Source organism: Halomonas cibimaris (genome assembly GCF_055379665.1).
In genome coordinates this window covers 1,105,289-1,123,636 of sequence record NZ_AP043828.1, presented here as the reverse complement: position 1 = coordinate 1,123,636, position 18,348 = coordinate 1,105,289, and the positions used below count along the sequence as shown (strand labels likewise).

Below are 18,348 nucleotides of genomic sequence, written 5' to 3'. Positions count from 1 at the left end.
TCAGACGACCTCAACGGCGCCGTTCACCGGCTGACGGCAGCGCTCGGCGGCGCGGATCAGCGCTTCAATGGCCCGGGGCCGGGGAAAGCTCGCCCGCCAGGCAATGGCTACGGTGCGCGACGGCGCCGGGGCGGCAAACGGCCGGCTGATCAGCATCGAGTGCTGGTGGTTTTCGCTGCCCAGCGCCGACTGCGGCAGCACCGTAATACCCAGCTTTGAGGCCACCATGTGGCGGATGGTTTCCAGCGAGCCGCCCTCGGCGATCAGCGTATTGTTGGGGCTGGCAAGCTTTTGGGTAATCGCCGGGCAGGCCTCGAGAATCTGATCGCGAAAGCAGTGCCCCTCGCCCAGCAGCAAAAGGCGCTCTTCGAGCAGGTCTTCTTTGCGGATCACCTCGCGCTCGGCCCAGCGGTGGCCGGCGGGCAGCAGCACCTCGAAGTGCTCTTCGTAAATCGGCTTGGTGAGCACGTCGGTTTCGGTAAACGGCAGTGCAACGATGATCGCATCGAGCTCGCCGCTTCTCAGCTTGCCGCGCAGGGTGCCGGTCAGCCCTTCCTCGATATACAGCGGCATCTGCGGGGCGGCACCGGCAATTTCAGGAATCAGATGCGGGAACAGATAGGGCCCGATGGTGTAGATCGCGCCGATGCGCAAGGGGGTGGCCAGCTGGTCTCTGCCTTCGCTTGCCATGGCGTAGATCTGGCTGCTTTGCTCCAGCACTCGCTGGGCCTGGGCGACGATTTTTTCGCCCAGCGGTGTGACCTGAACGGTGGCCTTGGAGCGCTCAAAAAGCGGCACGGCAAGCTCTTCTTCAAGCTTTTTGACCGCCACGGAAAGCGTCGGCTGGGAGACATGGCAGCGCTCGGCGGCACGACCGAAGTGGTGCTCCTGAGCGAGGGTTACGATATAGCGGAGTTCTGTTAGAGTCATCTTGGCGCCCGTGGCATCCTCCCGTGATAAGCGTGCTGACGGCATTCTAGTCGAGTGCTGCCCTGTCTTATAGGGAGGGTCTATCAACTGGACATATTTTGTCAAAAGCCCCTGCCCAACAGGAGTCAAATGGTGAAACCAAGCGTACTGATTATCGGCTGTGGCGACCTGGGCATGACCCTGGGACATCAACTGATCGCCGAGGGGCACCGCGTCATCGGCGTGCGCCGCCGCGCCGAGGCCCTGGCCGGCACGGGTATTGAGCCGCTGGCGCTGGATTTGAACACGCTCGACGACGCAGGCGCCGACGCCCTGCCCGAGACCGACTATGTGATCTACACCGCAAGCGCCGACCGCTTCGAGGAAAGCGCCTACCAAAGCGCCTATTCGGACGGCATAAAGCGCGTGCTGGCCGTGCTGGAGCAGCACGCAGCACCGCCCAAGCGTATGTTTTTTGTCTCCTCCACCAGCGTGTACGGCCAGCAACAAGGCGAGGTCATCAACGAAGACAGCCCCGCCGCGGCCGAGAGCTTTTCCGGCCGGCTGATGCTTGACGCCGAGCGGGCCCTGCTCGATCACGCCATCCCCGGCACGGTGGTGCGCTTTTCAGGGATCTACGGCCCCGGGCGCGATCGTCTGATTCGCCAGGTCGCCGAGGGCCGAGTGGCAGCGGTCACGCCGGAGATCTACACCAACCGCATTCACCGGGACGACTGCACCGGCATCCTGCATCACCTGATCCAGCGCCACGAGCGCGGCGACAGCGTCGAGCCGCTGTACCTGGGCAGTGACAGCGAGCCTGCCACCCAGCATGCGGTGATGAGCTGGCTGGCGCGTCAGCTCCGGGTCAAGCCCACCGACACCATGCAGTCGCCGCTGCGCCGGCGTGCCAGCAAGCGCTGCGACAACACGCGCGTTGTAAAAAGCGGCTATGTCTTTCGCTACCCCACTTTTCGTGAAGGCTACGCCCAGGTGCTCAAGGAAGGCGGCTTTCTGCCCACCCAGCCAGCCGCGCACACCCCTGAAACGTAGGTCCTGAAACGCACAAGGCCCGGACATGAGTCCGGGCCTTGTGCACTGGGGGCGCACGGCGGCTCAGTCGCCCAGCACCATCACCGCTTCGGCTTCGACGCGGGCACCCTTGGGCAGCGCTTTCACGCCGACCGCGGCCCGGGCCGGATAGGGCTGGGAAAAAAACGCCTCCATGATCTCGTTGACCACGCCAAAGTGCTCAAGCTCGGTCAGGTAAAGGTTGAGCTTGACGATATCGCCCAGGCTGCCGGCGGCTTCTTCACATACCGCCTTGAGGTTGGTAAACACCTGGCGCGTCTGGGCTTCCACGTCGCCTTCCACCAGCGTCATGGTGGCCGGGTCCAGCGGGATCTGCCCGGAAATATATACGGTGTTGCCCGCCTTGATGGCCTGGGAATACGGGCCGATCGCGGCCGGGGCTTTCTCGGTGTTAATGACTGCCTTGTTGCTCATCAGACCGGTCTCCTTGGGTCGTTGGCCGGGTTACTGGCCCAGCCGGTAGATTTTTTCCACGCTGTGCAGGTTACGAATGCGTTTGATGATGCGCGCCAGGTGCACGCGGCCTTTCACCGCCAGGGTCAGGTTGACCGACGCAAGCCGGGCGTCGCGCTCTTCGATGCCGATACGTTCGATGTTGGCATCGGCGTCGGTGACCACGCCGGCAAGCTCGGCCACCAGCCCGCGGCGGCTTTCCACCTCGATGCGCAGCGCAACGAGGAAATCCTCATCGATATTCTCTGCCCATTCCAGCGTAAACAGCTTGTCGGGGTTTTGCTTGTCGGCCAGGTTATTGCATTCGGCCCGGTGCACCACCAGCCCCTTGCCGGCGGAAAGATGTCCGACCACGTCGTCGCCGGGCAGCGGGTGGCAGCAGCGGGCAAAGCTGGTCACCATGCCTTCGCTGCCGCTGATGACCACCGGCTGCTGGCTTTTGGCTTCGCCGCTGGCGGTCGCGCCCTGCCCGTCAAGCAGATCAATCAGATGGCGCGCCACCACATAGGCCATGTGCCGGCCCAGGCCGATGGATTCCAGCAGGGTATCCTTGTCCTCAATGTCCAGCTCCTTGAGCGCACGCTTGACCAGGGCGTCGTCGAGCTCTTCGATGCTGGTTTCAAACACCGACAGCGCCTTGTTCAAAAGCCGGCGACCCAGCTGAATGGCCTCTTTTTGCTGCTGGTGTTTCAGCGCATGGCGGATCGCCGAGCGCGCCTTGGCGGTGCCCACGAAGTTGAGCCAGGCGACGTTGGGCCGCGCTGCCGGGGCGGTGATGATATCCAGCGTCTGGCCGCTTTCCAGCCGCGTGGACAGCGGCGCCAGCTGGCGGTCGATACGACAGGCAATGCAGCTGTTGCCGATATCGGTGTGCACGCTGTAGGCAAAGTCGATCACCGTGGCCCCCCGGGGCAGCTCCATGATGTCGCCTTTGGGGGTAAACACGTAGATATCGTCAGGGAACAGGTCGTTTTTGACGTGTTCGATAAACTCCAGCGAGTCGCCGGCGTGGCGCTGCATTTCCAAAAGCCCCTTGACCCAGGAACGCGCCCGCGCGCGGCTGCCTTCGGCAATGGGGTGATCGGTCTGGCCGGCCTTGTACAGCCAGTGGGCGGCAATGCCGTTGTTGGCCATGGCCTCCATTTCGCGGGTGCGGATCTGCACTTCGATGGGCATGCCCCGAGGGCCGAACAGCGTGGTGTGCAAACTCTGGTAGCCGTTGGCCTTGGGAATGGCGATGTAGTCCTTGAAGCGCCCGGGTACCGGCTTGTAGAGGTTGTGAACGATTCCCAGAATACGGTAGCAGCTGGCCACGTCGTCGGTGACGATGCGAAAGCCGAACACGTCCATGATCTCGGCGAAGGGTTTGCGCTGGTCGCGCATTTTGCGATAGATCGACAGCAGGTGTTTCTGGCGCCCCATGACCGTGCCGCTCAGCCCTTCGTCGTTGAGGCTTTGCTGCATGGTGTCCTGCACCTGTCGCATGGCGCTGCGGCGATGGCCCCGGGCGCTGATCACGGCGCGCTTGATGCGCTCGGCGCGCATCGGGTGAATGGCCTGAAACGCCAGGTCTTCAAGCTCGATGCGAATGGTGTTGATCCCCAGACGGCCGGCCACGCGGGCGTAGATTTCCAGGGTTTCCCGGGCGATGCGGCGCTTCTTGTCCGGGCGCAGCGCGCCCAGCGTGCGCATGTTGTGCAGCCGGTCGGCGAGCTTGACGATGATCACGCGGATATCCCGCGACATCGCCAGCACCATTTTCTGGAAGTTTTCCGCCTGGGCGACGGCCTTGTCTTCAAAGGCGATCTGGGTGAGCTTGGAGACGCCGTCCACCAGCTCGGCCACGGGCTTGCCGAACTGGGTTTCCACCGCCGGCTTGTCGACGCTGGTGTCTTCGATGACGTCGTGCAGCATAGCGGCCATCAGGCTTTGATGGTCCATGTGCATGTTGGCGAGAATGTTGGCCACCGCCAGCGGGTGGGTCACGTAGGCTTCACCGGAGCGGCGGTGCTGGCCGTCGTGGGCCTGTTCGGCGTAATAAAAGGCGCGCTTGACCTGCTGGATTTCGTCCGGGGGGAGATAGCCGCCAAGCCGATCCGTCAGGTCATCAATGGTAAACATGCGCCGCGCCTCCCTTGGGTACAATCGCCGGTGCCGATGTCAGAAGGGCCCGCCGCTTAGTCGTCGGCGGGTACGCCGGCATCCATCGGACGCGGGCGTACCGGCGCCTCCACCGGCTCGTCGAGCACGCTGCGATCCACAAGCCCCGCGGCAATTTCGCGCAGCGCCATGACGGTGGGCTTGTCGTTTTCCCAGGGCAGCAGCGCATCCCGGGAGCCGCGCGCCAGCTGGCGCGAGCGCTGGCTTGATATCATCACCAGCTGAAAACGGTTTTCCACGTTGTCCAGACAATCTTCGACGGTAACACGAGCCATGGGCGTCTTCCTGTAAAAGTCATTGCAGCACCGGGCCGATAGCGACATCGGCCCGGGAATAAAAGAAGGTAGCGGGAATCACGCTGGGTCACGGCTAGCCTACTCGACGCCGGTCTACCGTGACAAGCGCCGCGCGGGCAGCCGCCGCTACGACAGCAGCGCCTCAAGCAGCGGCGTATGGCGCTTGCAGACGGTCGCTGCGGTCAACCGGCGGCTGATGACCAGCGCGCGCAGCTCATCAAGCGCGGTGGTGAAATCGTCGTTGATCACGACGTAGTCATACTCATCAAAATGCGACATTTCGCTGACCGCATCCTGCATGCGCCGCTGGATCACCGCATGGACATCGGTGCCGCGGCCGGCCAGCCGGCGCTCAAGTTCCTCGCGCGAGGGCGGCAGGATAAAGATCAATACCGCTTCAGGCATCTTTTCGCGCACCTGGCGCGCACCTTGCCAGTCGATTTCCAAAATCACGTCCTGGCAGGCGTCCAGCCGGTCCTGCACCGCCCGCTGCGAGGTGCCGTAGTAGTGGTCAAACACCCGGGCGTATTCGAAAAACTCCCCGCGTGCCGCCATCGCTTCGAACTCGGCTATATCGGTGAAGTGGTAGTTGACGCCGTCCACCTCGCCTTCCCGGCGCTTGCGGGTGGTATGCGACACCGACACCTGAATACCGTTGAGGCTATCCACCAGCTCGCGCACCAGGCTGGTTTTGCCGGCCCCGGACGGGGCGGATACAACAAAAAGCGTACCTTGGGACATGACGCGCTTCCCCAGCCTTGGCCAAAAGTAGCCTCGGCGACACAACAGGATGAATAAAACGCTGACGCAGCCGTGCGCTGCCCGGCAGGGCCGGCGCCGGTGCTCAGCCGTGACCGCAGGCGGCGGATTATCGCATATCCGGCGGGCGGACTGTAGAGGCCCGCGCAACGCCGAAGGCCGCTTGCGGCCTGCCCGTTGGATGCCTTGATCAGCATCAACCCGGCTTATTCATGAGGCTGGCTTGAAAATAAAGATGGCGAGGGGTTTCTCTTGTAGAATCAGGATGTTCCAGCCAGAACTTGATTCAAGAGGACCTCTCGCCATGGGTGAAAGATTATCGTCGTGGACGCCTTCCTGCAATGGTTCTGTTCGGGCCGAGCTAAGCGGCCACCGCACCACCAGCGACAGCGGTGCCCTGCTGCTGCGTGAAGCCCTCGACAACAGCGGTGTCATCCAGGCGCTGGAAGAGAGCCTGGTCGACCGGCGTGATCCACTGCGTATTCGTCATTCCCTGGCCAGCCAGCTGCGAACCGTCGTGTTGCAGCGCGCCATGGGGTGGATCGACCTGGACGATACCGACACGCTGCGTCACGATCCGCTCTGGCAGCTGGCGTGCAGCGATGCACGCGGGATGACGCCTCTGGCACAGGACCGTCCGTCGCAGGCGACGCTGTCGCGGCTGCTGGCCTGCCTCGGAGGGCCCGATAACATCGATACCGTGCATGAAGGCCTGTTGCGCCTGGCGATCTGGCGCCTGGCATCGCTGAACCACGGCGAGCAGCCCGATAACCTGACGCTGGACATCGACGGCCTGCCGATCGAGGTCCATGGTCGTCAGGGTGGGTCGGCCTTTCACGGGCTGTACGGCACACGCATTTATTCGCCGCTGGTGGCCTCGCTGGCCGAAACCGGTGACATGGTCGGCGGCCTGCTGCGCGAGGGTAACGCGGGCCCTGCCGAGAACGCCGATACCTGGATCCCTCACCTGGTACGGCGCCTCAATGAAGGCACCGGTGCGACAGTGACAGTGCGTATCGATGCCGGGTTTACCGGCAACGATACGCTGCTGGCCATGGAAGAGCGTGATATCGGGTACCTGGGCCGGCTGCGCAGCAACAACACCCTTCAGACGCTGGCGGCGCCGTATCTCAAGCGGCCGCCCGGCCGACCCCCGGACCAGCCCCGGGAATGGTGCCATGACCTTGAATACCGGGCCGACAGCTGGCCCGAGCCACGGCGCGTCGTGCTGGTGGTTCAGGAGCGCCCCGACGACCTGTTGCTCCACGCCTTCTTCCTGGTGACCAACCTGAGTCGGTACCACTGGCCGCCGGAAAAGGTGTTATCACTGTACCGCAAGCGCGGCAGCGCCGAGGCGCACATGGGCGAGGTCAAGTCGGCGCTGGATGTTCACCTCTCGTCGACCGATCGCGGCGCCTCCACCGAGCAGAACGTGATGGATCGCAACGAGGCGAGTCTTCTGCTGAGCCTTTACGCCTATCAGGTGCTGCATGGTCTGCGTTGCGTGCTGGAACGGCAAACCCGACAGGGCTGGAGCCTGATCCGAATGCGTGAGCAGGTCCTCAAGGTGGCCGCCACCCTGATCCTCCACGCCCGACGTATCACGGTCCACCTCGGCGCCGCAGCCGATAAATGGTGGCCGACTCTGCTGAAAGGGCTACCAAAACTGACAGCGTTGCGCTGACGCCTCAGCGGTCGCATAAGCAAGACAGTGAGACGCCGGTCCTGTCGATGACCGGCGGTTCCGGCTGCCCGGATGACCGACGACAAGGCAGGGAAGGGGCTGAATAACGGCGATAGCAGCCGGACAGAGCGTCACCGGAAGACGGTGCCGTCTCGAAATCGGCGTTCGGCGACGAGCTACCGGCTCCCCGGGGCTTCAGGATGCCCAGTCAGCGTTCCGGTGAATAAGCCGGGATCAAGGCCACATTGACTGCGCGTACGGCCCGTGACGCTTTGTCGCTGAGCGATCGTTTGCTTTTGCTGACGCACTGGTCAACAGTGCACCGCTGCGTCTTTTTACCGCTGAGCCTTTTTACCGCTGGGATGCTATAGCGTTTCTACAAGGGACGACGTTTTACACAGCGAACGTTTCAACGCACCGAGAAATTGTGCTGCATAGACGGCTGCCATGCGGTATCGTCACGCCCCCACTCGGCGAGACGGCGCCAGCAGTAAAAACGTTAGCACGCAAGCGCTTGTGCAAAAGTATTGGTAAAAAGACCCGTCGGCAAAGACATACATGAGACATAAATATTAAAGAAACATCGCATGCGCGATTTCCATCCTGCGCTATTCGCCCAGCTCTTGCACGCGACTCTCTTGTATCTATTTTTATTGCATCCAGCGCTATTTCACACAGCTCTATTGCATTCAAAAGCATGTTTATAAAAGGTTTTTTTTGTATCATAAACGCCCGGCTTCCAGCCCGCTCCATGCCCGTGATACTTTCCGGCAAAGCCGTAATCCGTGCTTCCCACGAGCCATTACCACCTCTTGGCAAGTCTTGTTCCACACAAGGACAACACAATGCGCGATAACGGACCGACCACACAGCGAGAATACCTTCTCGGTGACCACGACGTACTCATCTCCAAAACCGACAAACAAAGCTATATCCAATACGCTAATCAACCTTTTATTGAGGTAAGCGGATTTAGCTACGAAGAATTGACCGGCTCTCCGCCTGAATTCAACCAATAAGCGCAGCACCTGCGGTATTCAGTGCTCCGGAGTATTCCCCCAGAAACACCTGTGCCGGTGTTCGATAGCCGAGTCGTTTTCGAGGGCGGTCATTTAGCTTTCTCACCACCCTGCGTAGCTCGGCATCAGTGACTTGGCGGAAGCTGGTTCCCTTGGGAAAATACTGCCGAATTAAGCCGTTGGTATTTTCATTGGTTCCGCGCTGTCCCGAGCAGTAGGCGTCGCAAAAGTAGGTTCGCGCTGCTACGGCTCTCGCCACGGTCTGGTGCTCCGAAAACTCCGATCCATTATCCAGCGTGATGGTTTTCACCGCCCCTCGACGAGGCTTCAGCAGGCGGATCATGGCCGTTTTCGTCAACGCCGCTGTAATGCTGGGTAGCCGTGCCGCCAGCAGATAACCGCTGCGTCGCTCAACCAGCGTGACGATGCCTGATTGCTTATGCCCCTGCAGTACCGTGTCACCCTCCCAGTGGCCGATGTAGCGCCGCTTCTCAACCTCGGCCGGGCGATGCTCGATACCCACGCGATCAGGTATCTTGCCAAGCCCTGCGCTTTTGGCGTGTGCACGGTGCTTGCTGCGTCTCCTGGGCTGCCGGAGATGCTGCCAAAGCGTGCCGCCGCGGGCCTTGTCATCCCAGACCAGGGAATAGATCCACTGATGGCTGACGCCTACGCCGGCCAACGGTGCCATGAACCCGCTGATCTGCTCTGGGCTCCACTCCTCACGCAGTCGATCCGCCACCGCAGCGATCAAGCTGGGCAAGCGCTTCGTCCATTTCCGGGCGGTACGTCGTCGGTGATCACTACAAGCCTGAGCCCGTTCGGGATCATAGCCACTGGCCGTCGCGTTGCGGCGCAACTCACGGCTAATCGTGCTGCTGTGGAGCCCCAACTCCCTGGCGATCTGTCGCTGGCTTCTACCCAAGTCATAACGGGCGTAAATCTGGTATCGTTGCGTCTGGGTCAGCTGTTGGTATCCCATGCTCTGCTTCACTTTGGTCGGTAAAGCAGGAAGGGTACCGGCGCTGGCCCTCCTACCTCTACCGTGCTGGCCAAAGTGCTGCAGTTATTCTATGAATTCAGGCGCACAACATTGTCCGCCATCCGGACATGCCACAAGCCGTTTTCAAGGATATGTGGAACGATCTCCAGGCGGGTTACTACTGGTCCGGGCTGATCAAAAATCGCCGGAAAGACGGCGACCACTACTGGGTGCGCGCAAACGTCGTGCCCATCCGCGAAGGCACAGAAGTGACCGGCTTTTGCTCTATTCGCGTCAAGCCAAGCCGCCAGGAGGTCGCCCACGCCGAAAAGGTCTACGCCGACATTCGCGAGCAAAGAGGGCATTACCGGGTTCGACACGGCGTCGCATACCGCCGCATGTCACCGCGGCTTTTGCTTCCCGCCACCCTCCAGCATCCGCGGGCCCAGGCAGCGCTTTCAGGCATTGTCGGAGGCGGGCTGTTTGGCGGTTTGGGCATCGCCGCCGGCGTCACGCTTACCCAGCTGGCGCCTGCCAGCAGTGCCGCCACCGCTTTTTTTACCGCCGGTATAATAGGCGGGGTTATCGCCGGCGTCCGCCAGGGCCGCGCTCATCTGCGCAGGTACCGATTCATTCACGATATCAACGATCTGGCGCTGCAGCTGGCAGCCGGAAACCTGGCCGCGGATATTCCGCATACCGGCCACAAGGCAATAGACAGCGCGCTTCGCACCATGGATTTTATGCGCCGCTCCCTTGAGGGCTTGATCGGCGACTTGAACGCCAGAATAGACATCGTCGCGCCCGCCGTGGCCAGCCTTTCCCGCGGCAACGATGCCATGGCGGCCCGCCTGGAGCAGCAAGCCTCTGCCGTCCAGCAAACGGCGGCCAGCACCGAAGAAATTTCCTCTACGGTCGCGCAAAGCGCCCACAACGCCTCCCAGGCCAGCGCCGCCTCCATGGGCAACGTCAGCGCGGTGGATCAAAGCGGCAAGGTCATGGGCGAGCTCGCCGAAACGATGGGCGAGATCACACAGCACGCAGAAAACATGTCGGGTATCGTAAGCACCATCGATTCCATCGCCTTTCAAACCAACATCCTGGCGCTGAACGCCTCGGTAGAGGCCGCCCGGGCCGGCGAGCATGGCCGCGGCTTTGCCGTGGTCGCCTCAGAAGTACGAAAACTGGCCAGCCAGTCCGCCGAAGCGGCCAGGCAAGTACAGGAACTCATTGACCAGGCACGCCAGAGCATTCACAGCGGAAAAACGCAGGCAAACGATGCCACCGACGCCATGGAGACGATTCGCCAGGCCAGCCATAAGGTCAACGACCTTATGGAAGAAATTACCGCCGCCACGCACGAACAAAGCGAAGGCATCGGCCAGATCAGCAAGGCCATCAACGATATCGACACCAGCACACAGTCCAGCGTCGACAGCATGTCGACCTATAACGACGCCACCAACAAGCTTGCCGCCCAGGTTCGCGCGCTATCCTACAGCGCCATGGCGTTTTTGAACGAACAGGAACGGCGCAAGACAACCCAGACACTGCTGGATACCGCCAAAACCGACGCGGCCACCTCCCGGCCTGCTTTGTCCGAGGCCGGGCAACCTCGTCGGCTCAAAAGCCCTTCTGAGCATCAGCCGGCGCGGCACGCCTCCGAACAATGGACAGAGTTTTAACCCTTACCCGGAAAACACCATAGCGCCGCGGTGCCGGCCGGCACCGCGGCGCTATCCGGCAGGCCGCTTGCCTTGCCACGCCGAAGGCAAGGTGTCATGGTTAAATCGCCATCGCAAAAATGATGCAACCCACCCCAAAGGAGAGCGCTCATGAGCCAACGCGACGCCTACGAACAGAAACTGCGCGCCAAGCTGGACGAATGGCAGGCCGAAATCGATCGGCTGCGCGCCCGTGCCCGCAGCGCCGAGGCCGACGCTCAGCTCAAAAAAGAGCAGGAAGAAGAAGCCGACCGTCTGGAGCAGCAGCGCGAGGAGATGCGCCAGAAGCTGGACAGGCTGCGCGACGCCAGCGACGACGCCTGGGACGACATCAAGGACGGCGCCGAGCGCGCCTGGAGCTCGGTCAGCGACGCTTTCAACAAAGCCCGCTCGCGGTTCAAATAGCCGGCTCTCGGCGTCTTTGCAACATAAACCAGTGCTCTGTCCCCACCACTGGCCGCCTGGCGACGACGCTAAACCCGAAGCGCTCGTACAGCCGCACGTTGGCGGCCAGGTCGGTTTCCAGATAGCCGGTAAGCCCGCGCTTGCCCAGCTCATCGCATAAACGCTCAAACAGCGCGCTGCCGATGCCTTGGCCCTGCCGCTCCGGGGCCACCGCCAGCGGTCCCAGATGGCCGTGGCGAGGCATTTGAGCATCGCGCTGCTTCCAGACTCGCGTCCAGCAGTAGACGCGCCACAGGCTGCGCGGGCCGGTGGCGGCCAAAAGGGCCGGCAGGGCGCGCAGCTTATCCGCCAGTGCCGGCTGGCAGCGGCCGGGCAGCGATAAACCGGCCACCCCTGCCAGCTCATCGCCGATAAAGGCGCCAAACGCCAGGCCGCTTTGTACCTGACGCCGCATAAAGGGGGCGAACATGGCGGCAAGCGCGCGCCGGCGGCGCTCAGGGTATTCACCAAACACCTGAACGTGGGTGGGGTTGTCGCGCATACCGCGGCCCAAAAGCTCGGCGGCGGCCGCTACATCCGCCGCATGAAGGCAGCGTAGGTCAAAAACCGTCATCAACGTTCTCTCTTACATCGCCACGGCATAGCACGTACTGTGGCCGCCGCCGAGCCGCCGCTGTAGGCAGCGCTTTTCCAGCAGACCAGTCAAATCGCGGGTTGCCGTGGCTTGGCTCACTTTCGCCAGCGCCCTGTACCGACGCGCATTGACGGCAATGGCCGAGCGGCGCTGTCACAGGGAAACCGTTTGCTGCTCGCACAGCAAGGCACCCGCTCACTCAACGTTTTGCACCTGCTCGCGCATCTGCTCGATGAGCACCTTGAGCTCGACGGCACTGCGGGTGGTGGCGGCGACCAGCGATTTGGACGACAAAGTATTGGCTTCGCGGTTGAGTTCTTGCATCAAAAAGTCCAGCCGGCGGCCCTTGGGGCCGGGCTCGCCCAGCCGGCGGCGGACTTCTTCGACGTGGGCATCGAGGCGGTCGAGCTCTTCGGCAACGTCGCTTTTTTGCGCGACAAGCACAAGCTCCGCTTCCAGCCGCTGGGGGTCAAGCTCGGTGCGGGCCTCACTCAGCCGTTCGAGCAGCCGATCGCGCTGGGCTTTTTGCACCTGCGGCATCAGCGCGCGCACGGCGGCGACTTCGCGGCTCACGCCGTCGAGCCGCTGGGTGATCATGGCTGCAAGCTTCTCGCCTTCCCGGGCGCGGGCGTCTTCCAGCTCGTCCAGCGCCCGGGTAAACAGCGCGCGGGCCGCAGCACAGATCGCCTCGCGGTCGCGATGGCCGCTATCCAGCACGCCGGGCTGGTTCAACAAATCAAGCGCGGTGGGGGCGGCGGTGCCGGGCACTTCGCGCTGCACGATCTCAAGTGCCGCGGCCAGCTCGGCCAGGTAGTCGGTGTTGACCGCCGGGGCCTGGCCTGTGTCGGCTGCGTCCAGCTTGAACGTGCATTCCACCTTGCCCCGGGCAAAGCGCTTGCGCAGCGCGTCGCGCAGGTGCGGCTCCAGCCCGCGCAGGGCCTCGGGCAGGCGAAAGGTCGGCTCCAGATAGCGCTGGTTGACCGAGCGCACCTCAAGGGTCAGCGTGGCGAAGGCGGCGGCGTGCTCAACCCGGGTAAAGGCGGTCATGCTGTGTACGCTCATGGCGGCTCTCCTTGTATAACAACCATGGCCGCCAGTTTAGCCGATATCCCGCCACGGCCGTCATGTACAATGCCCGGCGCGTTTTTCTCTTCTTTTATCCCACATTTCCCACATCCGTCACGAGGTAGCCCACCATGAGCAAGGTGCCCCATCCTGAAGTCATTCGCCCCAGCGACCGTGCGCCCGACGAGCTCCGCACCGTGCGCCTGACGCGAAACTACACCCGCCACGCCGAGGGCTCGGTGCTGGTGGAGTTTGGCGACACCAAGGTGCTGTGCAACGCAAGCGTGGAAGCCGGCGTGCCGCGCTGGCTGCGGGGCAAGCGCCAGGGCTGGGTCACCGCCGAATACGGCATGCTGCCGCGCGCGACCCACACCCGGGGCGGGCGCGAGGCCACCCGGGGCAAACAGGGCGGGCGCACGCTGGAAATTCAGCGGCTGATCGGGCGCAGCCTGCGCGCGGCGGTGGATCTGAAAAAGCTCGGCGAATTCACCATCACCGTGGACTGCGACGTCATCCAGGCCGACGGCGGCACCCGCACCGCAGCGATTACCGGCGGCTGCGTGACGCTGGTGGATGCGCTGCGCTACCTGCAGCGGGAGAAAAAGATCAAGGCCGACCCGCTCAAGCAGCTGGTCAGCTCGGTCTCGGTGGGGCTTTACAAGGGCGTGCCGGTGGTGGATCTGGACTACCCCGAAGACAGCAGCGCCGATACCGACGCCAACGTGGTGATGACCGCCGACGGCGAGCTGATCGAGGTGCAGGGCACGGCAGAAGCCGGCGCGTTCAGCCGCACCCAGCTCAACGCCATGCTGGATCTGGCCGAGCAGGCCGGCCAGCAGCTTGACCGCTACCAGCGCGAGGTGCTGGAAATGCGCGTCTAGTTCGGCTCAATCTGTCCACAGGCGGTGGAGAAAACCGCCTGTGGATAACGTACCCAGGAGAGGAAGGCGCTACAGGTCGAGATCGTACTCGACGATCAGCGGGGCAAACTCAGAGAAGGTGGCGTCGTAGTCGATCCAAGCGTCCACCACGTGGCGGCGGAAGTTGGGGCCCACCATCTGGTAGTCCAGCCGCCAGCCTTCCTGACGCGCCCGGGGCACTTCCTGGTCGAGCTTGGGCCACCAGGTATACTCGCCGGCGTTGCGGTTAACTTCGCGGAAGGTATCGATAAAGCCCACCGGGCCCAGCACATGATCCATCCAGGCGCGCTCTTCGGGGCGAAAGCCCGGCGCGAGCTGGTTATCGGACCAGTTCGCCAGATCAAGCGTTTTGTGCGCCACATGCCAGGTGCCGCAGATGATATATTCCCGGCGCTTGCGCGCCATTTTGCTCAGGTATTCCTGATACTGTTCCATGAAGTGCTGCTTGGCCCGCTGGTCGCGGCCGTCCGGCATCAAAAACGTGGCAATACTGAAGCGGTCGTAGTCGGCCTGTAAAAAGCGGCCTTCGTTATCGCACTCGGGAAAGCCCAGACCGTACATGATGGCTTTGGGAATCTTGCGACAGTAAAGCGCCACGCCGGAAAAGCCGTCTTCTTCGGCGTCGAGAAAGTAGCCTTCGTAGCCTTCGGGATACAGGATATGATCGCCCAGCTCGAAGCTTTTGACCTGGGTATCCTGCACGCAGACCACATCGGCGTCCTGCTGCGCCAGCCAGTCCAGAAACCCACGCTCGACGGCACCGCGAATACCGTTGACATTGATGCTGGCAATTTTCATAGATCGTCCCTTTTGCGTCGCTGCTGTATGATACCCGACGTTTCCACCTTTGGGTAAATCCCCCGGCAAAAAAGCGAGGACTCCCGTGGCCGCTGCCCTACACCCCTATCAACGCGATTTTATTGCCTTTGCCATCGAGCAGGGCGTACTCAAGTTCGGCGAATTCACGCTGAAGTCCGGCCGCGTTAGTCCGTACTTCTTCAACGCCGGGCTGTTTCAAACCGGCGGGGCCCTGTCGCGTCTGGGGCGCTTTTACGCCCGGGCCATGATGGAAAGCGGCCTTGACGCCGACGTGCTGTTCGGCCCGGCCTACAAGGGCATTCCGCTGGCCGCGGTGACCGCCGCGGCGCTGGCCGACCATCACGGCCGTGATATGCCCTACGCCTTCAACCGCAAGGAGGCCAAGGCCCACGGCGAAGGCGGCAGCATCGTCGGCGCGCCGCTTGAAGGCGATATTTTTATTATCGACGACGTGATTACCGCCGGCACCGCGGTGCGCGAGGTGATGGACATCATCGCCGAGCACGGCGCCCGGGCCGCCGGGGTGATTATTGCGCTGGACCGTCAGGAGCGCGGCCAGGGCGATAAAAGCGCGATTCAGGAAGTCGAGGAAACCTACGGCATGCCGGTGGTGAGCATCGTCACCCTGGACCAGGTGCTTGAGTACCTGGAAGCGCACGCCGGCCCCGAGATGCAGCCCCACGCCCGGGCCATTCGCGACTACCGCGCGCGCTACGGCATCCGCTAGGCTACGACATTATCCAGGCACGGACGGCACCACGGCGCCGGCAAAGCCGTTTTGCCGCCAGGCCTCAAAGCTGACCAGCGCCGCGGCGTTGGACAGATTCAGACTGCGGTTGTTGGGCTGCATGGGAATCAGCAGCCTGTGTTCCTCGGGCAGGCTTTGGTGGGCCTCGGCGGAGAGGCCGCCGGTCTCCGAGCCGAACAGCAGCACGTCCCCCGGGGCGAAGGCGGCGTCGGTATAAAAGCGCGTGCCGCGGGTGGTCAGCGCCCACACGGTGCGCCCCTGCATGACCGCTTGAAAAGCGCTAAAATCCGCGTGCCGAGTGACGTTGGCCGCGTCGCGGTAGTCCAGCCCCGCCCGGCGCAGCTTGCGCTCTTCCAGATCAAACCCCAGCGGCTCGATCAGATGCAGTCGGCAGCCGTTGTTGGCCGCCAGACGCATGATGTTGCCGGTATTGGGCGCCATGCGCGGCTCGAACAGCGCAATCTCAAACATGTGTTTTGCCTCGTTGACCTTTCGCCTCGTTACGCAGCGGCCGATTATCGCAGCCGGCCCGTCGCCCCTGCCAGCATCGCGTGATTTAGCCCGGGCGGCCTCGCCCAAGGAGCCAGCATGAACCCCAGCATTGCCCAGCGCCTGCGCGGCCTCAACCCCAGCCAGCAGCAGGCCGTACGCGCCATCGACGGCCCCTGCCTGGTGCTCGCCGGGGCCGGCTCGGGCAAGACCAGCGTGATCACCACCAAGATCGCCTATCTGGTCAAGGAGTGCGGCATGAGCGCGCGCAAGATCGCCGCGGTGACCTTTACCAACAAGGCCGCCCGGGAGATGAAAGAGCGCGTGGGCAGCATGCTCAAGGGCCGCGAAGGCCACGGGCTGACGGTGTCGACCTTTCACACCCTGGGGCTGAATATCATCCGCGGCGAGCTCAAGGCGCTGGGCTACAAGCCGGGGTTTTCGCTGTTCGATCCCGAAGACGCCAAGGCGCTTTTGCGCGACCTGATGGACAAGGACGCCCAGGTCGACGCCGATCAGATCAACGCCGTGCAGTCGATGATTTCCAACTGGAAAAACGACCTGGTGCTGCCCGGCGAAGCGCTGTCCCACGCCGCCGACGACGACGCCCACTACGCCGCTCGGGTGTACGAGGCCTACGTGCGCCACCTGCGCGCCTACAACGCCGTGGACTTTGACGATCTGATCCTGCTGCCGGTGGTGCTCTTGCGCGACGACCCCGAGGCGCTGGCCCGCTGGCGGCGCAAAATCCACTACATGCTGGTGGATGAATACCAGGACACCAACGTCAGCCAGTACCTGCTGGTCAAGCTATTGATGGGCGAGCGCGAAACCTTCACCGTGGTGGGCGACGACGACCAGTCGATCTACGCCTGGCGCGGCGCGCGGCCGGAAAACCTGGTCACCCTGGGCGAAGATTTCTCGCGGCTCAAGGTGGTCAAGCTGGAGCAGAACTACCGCTCCACCGGCACCATTTTGCGCGCGGCCAACGCGCTGATTGCCCACAACCCCCACGTTTACGACAAGACCCTGTGGTCCCAGATGGGCGACGGCGCGCCGATTCGCGTGGTGGTCAACCGCCACGAAGAGGCCGAGGCCGAGCGGGTGGCCAGCGAGATTCTCACCCGGCGCATCAAGGAGCGTGCCGAGTGGCGCGACTTCGCCGTGCTCTATCGCGGCAACTTTCAGGCAAGGCTTTTAGAGCTCAAGCTGCAGCACTATCAGATCCCCTACAAGATGTCCGGCGGCACCTCGTTTTTCTCCCGGGGCGAGGTGAAAGACGCCATGGCCTACCTGCGCCTTTTAATCAACCCCGGCGACGACAACGCTTTTCTGCGCATCGTCAACGTACCCCGCCGGGAGATCGGCCCGTCTACGCTTGAGAAGCTCGCCAACTATGCGACGGATCGCGAGGTCTCGCTGTTCGCCGCCTGCCACGAAATGGGCCTTGAGCAAACCCTGCCCGAGCGCGCGGTGGAAAGGCTTGCGCGCTTTACCCGCTTTATCGACGCCACCCGCCGGCGCATGGATGAAGGCGACGCCATCGCCGCCATTCGCCAGATGATGACGGAGATGGACTACGAGGCCTGGCTGTACCAGAACGCCAGCGCGCCCACCGTGGCCGAGCGGCGCATGGCCAACGTGTGGACGCTGATCGACCAGCTGGAAAAGTCGCTTGACCGCTCGCCGGAAGACGATGACGCCGAGAGCACCGACGCCACGGCCACGCAAACCGACAGCGTGGAAGACGCGATTTCCCGGCTGGTGCTGCGCGATATTCTCGAACAGCAGGCCGAAGAGGACGACTCGGACCGGGTGCAGCTTCTCACCATGCACGCCTCCAAGGGGCTGGAATTTCCCCACGTGTATCTCATGGGGCTGGAAGAAGACCTTTTGCCCCACCGCAACGCCGTGGAAAACGGCACCGTGGAAGAAGAGCGCCGGCTGGCCTACGTGGGCATCACCCGCGCACGGCGCACGCTCACGCTCACCTTGGCCCGCCAGCGCAAGACCTACGGCGAGCTTTCCGACTGCACGCCGAGCCGCTTTCTCGACGAGCTGCCGGCGGAAGACCTCGACTGGGAAGGCCGGCCGGACAAGGAAGACCCGGAGAAAAAGCAGGCACGGGGGCAAAGCGCGATTGCCGGGCTGCGTTCGCTGCTGGGCTGAAACGCGCGGGCACAAAAAACC

Annotated in this window: 18 protein-coding genes; 8 read left to right on the top strand and 10 right to left on the bottom strand. The window is 63.0% G+C overall.

The window, feature by feature from the left end:
• Positions 1-930 (bottom strand): hydrogen peroxide-inducible genes activator, encoded by a 930-nt coding sequence (locus ACZ415_RS05150; RefSeq protein ID WP_344703275.1) that lies wholly within the window; start codon positions 928-930, stop codon positions 1-3.
• Positions 931-1,062: 132 nt separating this feature from the next.
• On the opposite strand from ACZ415_RS05150, the gene ACZ415_RS05145 reads away from it, so the two are divergent.
• The gene (locus ACZ415_RS05145; RefSeq protein ID WP_344703273.1) at positions 1,063-1,962 is read left to right on the top strand and encodes an SDR family oxidoreductase; all 900 of its coding nucleotides are present in this window, start codon (positions 1,063-1,065) and stop codon (positions 1,960-1,962) included.
• Between the two features lie 63 nt (positions 1,963-2,025).
• On the opposite strand, the gene ACZ415_RS05140 is transcribed toward ACZ415_RS05145, so the two are convergent.
• From ACZ415_RS05140 to gmk, 4 genes are all read right to left on the bottom strand, one after another.
• Positions 2,026-2,415 carry a RidA family protein gene (locus tag ACZ415_RS05140; RefSeq protein WP_344703271.1) on the bottom strand — a complete coding sequence of 130 codons (390 nt, stop codon included), beginning with the start codon at positions 2,413-2,415 and terminating at the stop codon, positions 2,026-2,028.
• 30 nt (positions 2,416-2,445) lie between these two features.
• On the bottom strand, positions 2,446-4,575 hold the full coding sequence (locus ACZ415_RS05135) for a RelA/SpoT family protein (RefSeq protein WP_344703269.1): 2,130 nt from the start codon (positions 4,573-4,575) through the stop codon (positions 2,446-2,448).
• A 56-nt stretch (positions 4,576-4,631) separates the two neighbouring features.
• Positions 4,632-4,889: a DNA-directed RNA polymerase subunit omega gene (rpoZ, locus tag ACZ415_RS05130; RefSeq protein WP_344703267.1), complete on the bottom strand. Its 258-nt coding sequence runs from the start codon at positions 4,887-4,889 to the stop codon at positions 4,632-4,634.
• Positions 4,890-5,036: 147 nt separating this feature from the next.
• Entirely contained in the window at positions 5,037-5,651 is a 615-nt protein-coding gene (gmk, locus tag ACZ415_RS05125; protein WP_344703265.1) for a guanylate kinase, read from the bottom strand.
• 283 nt (positions 5,652-5,934) lie between these two features.
• On the opposite strand from gmk, the gene ACZ415_RS05120 reads away from it, so the two are divergent.
• Both ACZ415_RS05120 and ACZ415_RS05115 read left to right on the top strand, forming a co-directional pair.
• Positions 5,935-7,353, top strand: coding sequence for an IS1380 family transposase (locus tag ACZ415_RS05120; RefSeq protein WP_464387729.1), 1,419 nt, complete (start codon positions 5,935-5,937; stop codon positions 7,351-7,353).
• 845 nt (positions 7,354-8,198) lie between these two features.
• On the top strand, positions 8,199-8,372 hold the full coding sequence (locus ACZ415_RS05115) for a hypothetical protein (protein ID WP_344703436.1): 174 nt from the start codon (positions 8,199-8,201) through the stop codon (positions 8,370-8,372).
• Here ACZ415_RS05115 and ACZ415_RS05110 read toward each other — a convergent pair.
• On the bottom strand, positions 8,362-9,354 hold the full coding sequence (locus ACZ415_RS05110) for an IS30 family transposase (protein WP_344703434.1): 993 nt from the start codon (positions 9,352-9,354) through the stop codon (positions 8,362-8,364). The two genes, ACZ415_RS05115 and ACZ415_RS05110, sit on opposite strands and share 11 nt — an antisense overlap.
• A gap of 152 nt (positions 9,355-9,506) precedes the next feature.
• Here ACZ415_RS05110 and ACZ415_RS05105 point away from each other — a divergent pair, with 152 nt between their 5' ends.
• Both ACZ415_RS05105 and ACZ415_RS05100 read left to right on the top strand, forming a co-directional pair.
• Positions 9,507-11,039 (top strand): methyl-accepting chemotaxis protein, encoded by a 1,533-nt coding sequence (locus ACZ415_RS05105; protein ID WP_464387770.1) that lies wholly within the window; start codon positions 9,507-9,509, stop codon positions 11,037-11,039.
• A gap of 150 nt (positions 11,040-11,189) precedes the next feature.
• Positions 11,190-11,483 (top strand): sll1863 family stress response protein, encoded by a 294-nt coding sequence (locus ACZ415_RS05100; RefSeq protein WP_344703432.1) that lies wholly within the window; start codon positions 11,190-11,192, stop codon positions 11,481-11,483.
• Here ACZ415_RS05100 and ACZ415_RS05095 read toward each other — a convergent pair.
• The gene (locus tag ACZ415_RS05095; protein ID WP_344703430.1) at positions 11,476-12,096 is read right to left on the bottom strand and encodes a GNAT family N-acetyltransferase; all 621 of its coding nucleotides are present in this window, start codon (positions 12,094-12,096) and stop codon (positions 11,476-11,478) included. The two genes, ACZ415_RS05100 and ACZ415_RS05095, sit on opposite strands and share 8 nt — an antisense overlap.
• Positions 12,097-12,312: 216 nt before the next feature.
• Positions 12,313-13,179: a YicC/YloC family endoribonuclease gene (locus ACZ415_RS05090; RefSeq protein ID WP_344703428.1), complete on the bottom strand. Its 867-nt coding sequence runs from the start codon at positions 13,177-13,179 to the stop codon at positions 12,313-12,315.
• A 134-nt stretch (positions 13,180-13,313) separates the two neighbouring features.
• On the opposite strand from ACZ415_RS05090, the gene rph reads away from it, so the two are divergent.
• Entirely contained in the window at positions 13,314-14,063 is a 750-nt protein-coding gene (rph, locus tag ACZ415_RS05085; RefSeq protein ID WP_344703425.1) for a ribonuclease PH, read from the top strand.
• Between the two features lie 69 nt (positions 14,064-14,132).
• Here the strand turns inward: rph and ACZ415_RS05080 are convergent, their stop codons facing one another.
• Positions 14,133-14,900, bottom strand: coding sequence for an exodeoxyribonuclease III (locus ACZ415_RS05080; protein WP_344703423.1), 768 nt, complete (start codon positions 14,898-14,900; stop codon positions 14,133-14,135).
• 85 nt (positions 14,901-14,985) lie between these two features.
• On the opposite strand from ACZ415_RS05080, the gene pyrE reads away from it, so the two are divergent.
• Positions 14,986-15,648, top strand: coding sequence for an orotate phosphoribosyltransferase (pyrE, locus tag ACZ415_RS05075; RefSeq protein WP_344703421.1), 663 nt, complete (start codon positions 14,986-14,988; stop codon positions 15,646-15,648).
• A gap of 9 nt (positions 15,649-15,657) precedes the next feature.
• Here pyrE and ACZ415_RS05070 read toward each other — a convergent pair whose 3' ends face one another.
• Complete coding sequence (locus ACZ415_RS05070) at positions 15,658-16,140, bottom strand: tRNA (cytidine(34)-2'-O)-methyltransferase (protein ID WP_344703419.1); 483 nt, start codon at positions 16,138-16,140, stop codon at positions 15,658-15,660.
• 117 nt (positions 16,141-16,257) lie between these two features.
• Between ACZ415_RS05070 and rep the strand changes: the two genes are divergently transcribed.
• Positions 16,258-18,327 (top strand): DNA helicase Rep, encoded by a 2,070-nt coding sequence (gene rep, locus ACZ415_RS05065; protein WP_344703417.1) that lies wholly within the window; start codon positions 16,258-16,260, stop codon positions 18,325-18,327.
• The last annotated feature ends 21 nt before the right edge of the window (positions 18,328-18,348 follow it).